The 7,098-nt window shown below is 68.8% G+C and carries 7 protein-coding genes; all 7 read right to left on the reverse strand.

What is annotated here, in order from left to right:
* Window positions 1-161: 161 nt before the first annotated feature.
* Window positions 162-485: a hypothetical protein gene (locus ACFYW9_RS02420; protein WP_389143625.1), complete on the reverse strand. Its 324-nt coding sequence runs from the start codon at window positions 483-485 to the stop codon at window positions 162-164.
* Window positions 486-984: 499 nt separating this feature from the next.
* On the reverse strand, window positions 985-1,542 hold the full coding sequence (locus ACFYW9_RS02425) for a hypothetical protein (protein WP_389143628.1): 558 nt from the start codon (window positions 1,540-1,542) through the stop codon (window positions 985-987).
* A gap of 664 nt (window positions 1,543-2,206) precedes the next feature.
* Window positions 2,207-3,364 (reverse strand): trypsin-like serine protease, encoded by a 1,158-nt coding sequence (locus ACFYW9_RS02430; protein ID WP_389143631.1) that lies wholly within the window; start codon window positions 3,362-3,364, stop codon window positions 2,207-2,209.
* Between the two features lie 84 nt (window positions 3,365-3,448).
* Entirely contained in the window at window positions 3,449-3,994 is a 546-nt protein-coding gene (locus ACFYW9_RS02435; RefSeq protein WP_351876326.1) for a hypothetical protein, read from the reverse strand.
* Between the two features lie 287 nt (window positions 3,995-4,281).
* Entirely contained in the window at window positions 4,282-5,001 is a 720-nt protein-coding gene (locus tag ACFYW9_RS02440) for a hypothetical protein (RefSeq protein WP_389143635.1), read from the reverse strand.
* A 22-nt stretch (window positions 5,002-5,023) separates the two neighbouring features.
* Complete coding sequence (locus ACFYW9_RS02445; RefSeq protein ID WP_389143638.1) at window positions 5,024-6,490, reverse strand: trypsin-like serine protease; 1,467 nt, start codon at window positions 6,488-6,490, stop codon at window positions 5,024-5,026.
* 328 nt (window positions 6,491-6,818) lie between these two features.
* The coding region (locus ACFYW9_RS02450; protein ID WP_389143641.1) for an FG-GAP repeat domain-containing protein at window positions 6,819-7,098 on the reverse strand (280 nt) is incomplete at its 5' end.

Raw genomic sequence — 7,098 nt, forward strand, 5'->3', positions numbered from 1 at the left:
GGGCGGCGGCGCCCCCCCCCCGCCGCCCCCCCCCCCCCCCCCCCCCCCCCCCCCCCCCCCCCCCCCCCCCCCCCCCCCGCCCCCCCCCCCCCCCCCCCCCCACGGCTCCAACCAGCCGATGAATTAAGGGACTTGACCGTCCAGACCCGCGTTCGACCCCGCTATGACACCGAAGGCCCCTCGACTTCGCGCCGCCTGGCGGCCAGCGCCTTGGCCAGCACCTTGTCCCGGAACGGGTTCGCGGGGCTCAGCGCCGTCGCCACCTCCACCGCCTCGTCCAGCAGAGCCATCCGCCGCTCAGGCAGGTCCCGCACCAACGGCGAGGCGCAGGCCTCCACCAGCACGTACGCCAGCTTCGACCCGTACGCCTCCGGCTCGACCGGCGTCAGGATCCGGTAGATCCACAGCCCCGTGACCCCGCGCACCACCCGTGTGTTGGCGCTCAGCAGCATGACCCTCGCCCGCATGACCATGTCCTGATTCATCAATCCCCCTCGCTCCACCACTCCCGGCCCGCCCCGGCACACGACGAGACAGCACAACGAACGCGCCGGCAGCCCTGCATGGGCGCCGGCACGCATGCCGGTGAGTGGATGACGACGAGTCTGCGGGCAGTCCGGTGCCCGTGCCAAGACCGAACGGACGTGCGCTCCGTCCTACCGCTAACGACCCCCGAGCAGGCATGATGGACCTGACACTCTCCCAGGCCCGCCCCGCACGCGACACGGGCCGCCTTTGCGACCGTCTCCCGGCCCTGCCGCCCAGAACCTGTCTCTTTGACCGGTGAGTGACTGTGGTGAGGGCGGTCAGGCCGCTGCGATGATCGAACGCCTCAGCAGCCTGCCGCCGACTGAGGAAACCCCCTCACCACGGCCATCGACCGCTTCCATACCCTCCTGGACCAGCACGGCATCCCCCGGTCGAAGTCCTGGCGAACCCTGGGCAGTTGACCTCGACCGCACCAAGATCCCCGACGGAGTCGAGCTAGTCGCCGGTCCCCTGGCGGGCCGCCACGTGGCGTTTGGTCACGATGGCGTCCGGGCAGATGTGCTGCCACGCCGCCATGAGTTGTGGGATGTCCCCCACGGTGGTGCCGTCCCAGGAGCCGGTATGGCCCACGGACCACTTGCGGCGGAGCCCCAGTCGGAGCCTCAGCGTGCCACCGGCGCCGGGCGTCGGGTCGTTGAAGGGCCGGTATATCAGCTCGACGTGGGCTATCTCCTCCGCCGTGCGCGTGAAGACGCGGCCCGTGGTGGTCGTCATGCGCAGTCGGGGCGTCTTCCCGTCCTCGCCGACGACCCGTACCTCGACCAGCGATCTGAGGTCGCGGACGAGGAGGACGGCCCACACCAGGTAGGCGAGCGCGGTGCACCCGAGGATGAATTGGAAGAAGGCATGGTTCGTACCGCTGTCCGTCCCGGTCAGCAGCAGCAGGGGATAGGCGACCCATACGGCTATCCCTAAGGCCACCTTCATGAAGCGGTACAAGGGTCGTGCGGCGGCCACCGGGTTGGCCTGCCACAGGAGGTCGTCAGCCTGCACGTGCTTCCCTTCCGTCCGTCTCGCGGCGGGAGTTCGACGCTCCGTCCAGCCAGTGGGCCTTCGAACTCGAGTGGTACAGGTTGGCACCCATGGGTACAGGACGCCCGTGGTCCTGGTTGATCATTTCTGTTCTCTACGCGGAAGGATCACCGGGAAGCCACGGACTTGGTCGACGATACGACGTTGCTGCTGGACCTGGACGCGGCGTCCGTCATCCGGGTCGAGCGGCTTGAGGACGGTACACGCGGTGGCAGCAGCCCTCGGGCTGCCCGTCTCGGCCCTGGAGCCAGGCCGGCACCGGCGGCAAAGGCCGGACAGCCGCCCACTCCGCATCCGGTCATGTCCGACGGATACCGGCGCACCCGGTCCGGACGGTCGGCCGCGTTGCCGTACACGTGCGCGAGACAATCACATGACAGGGAAAGCGAGTTGAAACGGACAGGCTCGGACGCGTACAACAACGACAACAGGGCCTCCTGGAGCCGCTCGGACGGGGTCGCACCCCCGAGCTGCCAAGAGGCCCTGCCTTCATGCACGCACAGTCGGAAGATTATCCAACCGAGACGTCCGTTCGATACGTACGTTCCAAGATCGGTTGAGATACGGCTTCTCAGCCGTCACTTGCGGGACAAGTCCTCAGCCCCTCGGCACAATGGGCTCCGGTTCAGGCATTCGACGACAGGCCGAGATACGCACCATTGAGCATCCCGTACGAGTTCACCTGACTGCTCTCGGCGAAGGTCGTTCCGAAGCAAACCGACCAGGAGTTCGCCCCGACCCCCGATGTCGGGCACTTCCAATTGCCCAAGCGCGTGCCGGAGGCGGTGTACAGGTCCATACGCGCTTCCGCGCCATAGAGGCCGGATTGGTTGTTGCGCACGATTACTGCCGCCTGGACCCCGGTTCCGGCTGACGACCTGATCGCACAGACCTGCGCGACCACGCCGGTGGTGATCGTCTTGCTGGGGGCGCAATTCCACTTGCTGGTGCTGGAGGAGATCGGATTTGTGCTGCCGTAGGCACGCCAGGCGCCATCCGAAGCCGCAGCGGGGACGGCGACGGTGGAAGTGACCCAGGAGCGCAGGTCGTCCATGCGGGTGCTGACGGCGCCGGTCTGGGTCACGGCCGGGTCGGTGCCGAAGCAGCCGCCCTGCCAGGACCTGCTGCTGACGGCGACCAGTTCGGGCTTGCCGCTGACCGTGCGCACGGCCGGGCCGCCGGTGTCGCCCATGCAGACGCTCGCGCCGCCCTTGCCGGTGGTGGCGACGGTGTCCGCGGCGACCGAGTCGACGGTGAAGGTGCCGCTGTGCAGGCGCAGCGGGGCCCATTCGGTCGCGGTGCGACCGTAGCCGGCCACCGTCAGCTCCTCGCCGGACGTGGCCGCGGCGGTGGCCAGGCTCACGGGCGTGATGGTGGTGACGGGGCGGTTGAGCCGCGCCAGGACGGCGTCCCGCGACGGGTGCGCGACGAGTTCCGTGACGGTACGGGTCTCGCCGCCGGTGGTCGTGAGGTCGGTGCGGCCGATGGTCGCGGTGGTCTTGAGCTTGGGCGCGCCGGTGGGTATGGCGAGGCTCGCGGCCGGGTCGTCGGCGAAACAACTGGTGGCGGTGAGCAGCCAGTAGGGGTCGACCAGGGCGGCGGAGCAGGCCTTCTGGCCGTCGCCGATGTCCAGGCGGGCGGTGAACGCGAGCGCGCCGTCGGCCGCGGCGGTGCCGGAGACGGCGTTCGCGGGGGTGACGCTCAGCGCCAGCAGCGCGGCGGCGAGGCCTGTGGTGAATGCTGTGGTGAAGGAGGCGAGGCGATGGCCTCTGAGGTGTCGCATGACCTTGGTTTCCTTTGTGGGAGACGTGCGGCTCACGCGCTCGACGGGCCCCGCGGGGGCGGAGTCGAGGCGCCGATGGGGGTGTTACTTGGAGGACCGGATCTCCACGAGCATGTGCTCGCGTCCCTCCGGGTCCGCGCTCTCGCCCACCGCGGTCCACTGGTTCTTGCCGACGGCGAAGCTTGTCTCCTCGTCGCCGACGGTCATGTCGACGTCGGTCGTGTAGTCATTGCCCCGGATGCCGTAGACCGAGGGCATCTCCAGGGTCAGCCAGCCGGAGTTGCCGACGACCTTGAAACAGACCATGTCCTTCTCTCGGGCCCAGACCTGGAGCAATCCGGTGCCGCTCGCGCAATCGGCGAGCGTGATGTGGCCGTCGCCGCGCTTGAGAACGATGTTTCGCTCCGCCAGGATTTTGTCGGCCTGCGGGTAGTTGAAGTCCTCGATCGCGTAGCCCGGTCCCTCACCGGCGACGGGCGCGAACCCGTCGGGCGTCGCACTGGTCCCGCCGAGCGCGCTGCCCGGCAGCGCGAACCATGCCAGCGCGCCGACGACGGCCGCGGCGCCGGTCGTGCGCGTGAGGAATCTCTTCCACGGCGACTTCGCCGGAGAAGCGGTACATGTCTTCATCAAAATCCTAAAGTCGTCAGTTCCGGCCCACTGTCGGAACGCGGTTCAAGAAAGGCGTGAAAGTGCCCGGAAAACAAATGAGCCCCTCATGCTCAGGCCGAAACATCCCCACCGCGGACACGTTCACTTCGCCATGTCGCGCGGCGAATGGGGGCTCCCTGCCGGAGCCGCTCGGCCGTGTCATCGAATCACGTGATCCAGAGCGATGTCCAGCGTCGATCACCTCAACAGGCCTGCAAAGCAATGGAATTGACTGACCAGCAGAAGGTTGCGCCAAGTCGCCGACCTTACCGAAATTTTCCCCGGAGCCCAGCGCGACGGTGACGTTGTGTCATGAAATCTCCGGCCCCGCTTTCCGGTATCCAGAAGATCGAGTTCCAGCCGTCGGAAATGGCGTGTCCGAGGTCGGACGCGGCGTCGCCCCACGCCGTGGACGTCCATCCGTCGGTGAAGCCGGTGATGACGGTGGCGCCGATACCCGTCACCCACGAGATGGTGCCGGCCACGCCCGAGGTCGCCTCACCGGCGGGCGGCGGGACGAGCAGGCTGAACGCGGCGATGCCGCCGGAGACGGCGCTGAGCGCGCTCAGCGCCGCCGCGACATCCCGCCGGTCGTCCTTGCCGCCCCAGCCCCCGGGGCTGTCGACCGAGTCGTTGGCGTCCGTGCCGGACGGGTCGACACCGTTCCGCTGATCCGCCTTCGCCTTGGCCGCGGCCTGTCGCGCGGCCTCGGCCGCCACCTTGGACGCGCGGTAGGCGTCCCGCTGCGCGTCCTGGGCGAGCTTCGCCGCGCGGGCGATGGAGGCACGGACGGCGGTGTCGTACCGCCGGACCTGGCAGCCGGGCGTACGGGGTGTGCGGCCGCGGGGAGCGGCCGCACACCCCGCGGCGCGGCCTGCCCGGTTTCCGGTGTCGTCGGTGGTGACGAGCTCAGTGGAGGCGTGGACTTGGGCACCCGGTGTGGCGTCCCGTGCGGACTCGCGGTCCGCACGGGTCCACGTCTTCACGACTCTGGTGTGTTACGTGCGGTCAGGCGACCTTCGTCCGGTCCCAGGTCCAGGAGCCGGTGCCGGAGTCCCAGGCCTTGACGGGTGCGTTGATGCCGGTGCCGGTGGAGGTGAACGTCCACAGCGCGGAGTGGCCACGTCCGTCCGAGGTGTTGCCGTACTTGTAGAGGGCGCCGACGTCGGACTTGCCGTCGCCGTTGAAGTCGCCCGCGACAGGCATGGAGTTGTCCCAGGTCCACGAACCGTCGCCGGAGTCCCACTTCCTGACCGGTGCGTTGATGCCGGTGCCGGTGGAGGTGAACGTCCACAGCGCGGAGTGGCCACGTCCGTCCGAGGTGTTGGCGTACTTGTAGAGGACGCCCACGTCGGCGAGGCCGTCACCGTTGAAGTCACCGGACACCGGGGCGGAACTGTCCCAGCTCCAGGAGCCGGTGCCGGAGTCCCACACCTTCACCGGTGCGTTGAATCCGGTGCCGGTGGAGGTGAACGTCCACAGCGCGGAGTGGCCGCGTCCGTCGGAGGTGTTGGGATACTTGTAGAGGACGCCCACGTCGGCGAGGCCGTCACCGTTGAAGTCACCGGACACCGTCTTGCTGAGGTTCCAGTCCCAGGAATCAGTGCCGGAGTCCCACGACTTCACCGGGCCGTTGAAGCCGCTGCCGGTGGAGGTCTGCAGCCACAGGGCCGTGTGGTTGGTGCCGTCGGTGTTGGTCCCGTAGTTGTACAGGTACGCGACGTCGGACTTGCCGTCACCGGTGTGGTCGGTGACGCGAGTGACGGTGGAGGCCACCCAGGCACCGATGTCGTCGACACGGGTGTCGATGGCGCCGGTGCGGGTTTCGGCGGGATCGTTGCCGAGGCATCCGCCTTGCCAGGAGCGGGAGTTGACGGCGACGAGCTCGGTGGTGCCGTTGACGGTGCGCAGGGCGGGACCGCCGGCGTCGCCCTTGCAGACGGTCGCGGTGTCGGAGCCGTCGAGGTCCACTGTCGTATTCGTGGTGGAGGCGACGGTGAACGTGCCGGTGTGGAGCTTGTCGGGCACCCACTCGGTCTTGGTGCGCCCGAATCCGGCCTTCGTCAGTTTCTCGCCCGCGGCGGCGGGCGTGGTCGCCAGCGGCACGGGCTTGATCGCGGGATCGGTGATCCGGGCGGCGAGTTTGACCAGCACCAGGTCGCGGTCGGCATGGGGGACGAGCCGGATGGCCGACAGAACGCTGCCGTTGGTCTGGGTCAGGTCGGTGCGGCCGACGGTGACGGTGGTGGTGACGGCGGGTTTGCCTGCGGGGGGCCTGCCGTCCGCGGCGAAACAGGTGGCCGCGGTCAGGACCCACTGCGGGTCGACGAGGGTACCGGTGCAGGCGGCCTGTTCACCGACGTTGATCTTCGTGACGTAGTTCAGCTGTGCCGGGGCATCGGCCCCGCCGAGCGCGGTGGCCGTGGCGGAGGTCGCCAAGGTGGCGAGGACGACTGCGGTGCTGGTCGCCCACATCAATCGTGAACGTCTTGCGGTCATGGGTGTCCCTGGGTTGAAGTGCCGTTTGACATCGGCCGGTTGCTGCTGCGGTTATCGGGACCGTCCGCCGAACCGGACGCCGACGTCGGGCAGTCCGCCGAGGCCGGGCCGTCGGGCAGGCCGGCGTCGAGCTCGGTTCCGGTGCAGAGGGTGGTGTGGCCGAGGTACTGCTCGGTGCCGGTGCTGTCGAGGGTGCCGATCCTTCGGGGCTCTGCCCCACCTCCTTGAGGGGAGTGGGGCAGAGCAGGTGTCAGCAGTGGCCGTGGCCGGTTTCTCCAGCGCGGTGCCAGAGGGATCGCTCTCTTCAGAGGGTGATCATCACGGTGCCGCCGTCGAAGTAGGTGCCCATGTTCTTGCGAACGGCGACTTTGCCGTCGGCGATCGTGTGGACGAACATGTCGGCCTTGCCGTCACCGGTGGAATCGCCGAAGCGGAGGCGGCCCATGTCGGCACCGGTGACGAACCGGCCCCAGCCGGCGGACCAGTGGGTACCGCCGTCGAAGTAGGTGCCCATGTTCTTGCGAACAGCGACGTTGCCGTCGGTGCCATGAACGATGAGATCGGCCTTGCCGTCACCGGTGAAG

Origin of the sequence: Streptomyces sp. NPDC002698 (genome assembly GCF_042888945.1) — a bacterium.
Lineage (GTDB): Bacteria > Actinomycetota > Actinomycetes > Streptomycetales > Streptomycetaceae > Streptomyces.

Bases quoted from the DNA above. Each gene is read 5' to 3' on its own strand.
- ACFYW9_RS02420 (WP_389143625.1), bottom strand. From the start codon at position 485: ATGAATCAGGACATGGTCATGCGGGCGAGGGTCATGCTGCTGAGCGCC.
- ACFYW9_RS02430 (WP_389143631.1), bottom strand. From the start codon at position 3,364: ATGCGACACCTCAGAGGCCATCGCCTCGCCTCCTTCACCACAGCATTC.
- ACFYW9_RS02435 (WP_351876326.1), bottom strand. From the start codon at position 3,994: ATGAAGACATGTACCGCTTCTCCGGCGAAGTCGCCGTGGAAGAGATTC.
- ACFYW9_RS02445 (WP_389143638.1), bottom strand. From the start codon at position 6,490: ATGTGGGCGACCAGCACCGCAGTCGTCCTCGCCACCTTGGCGACCTCC.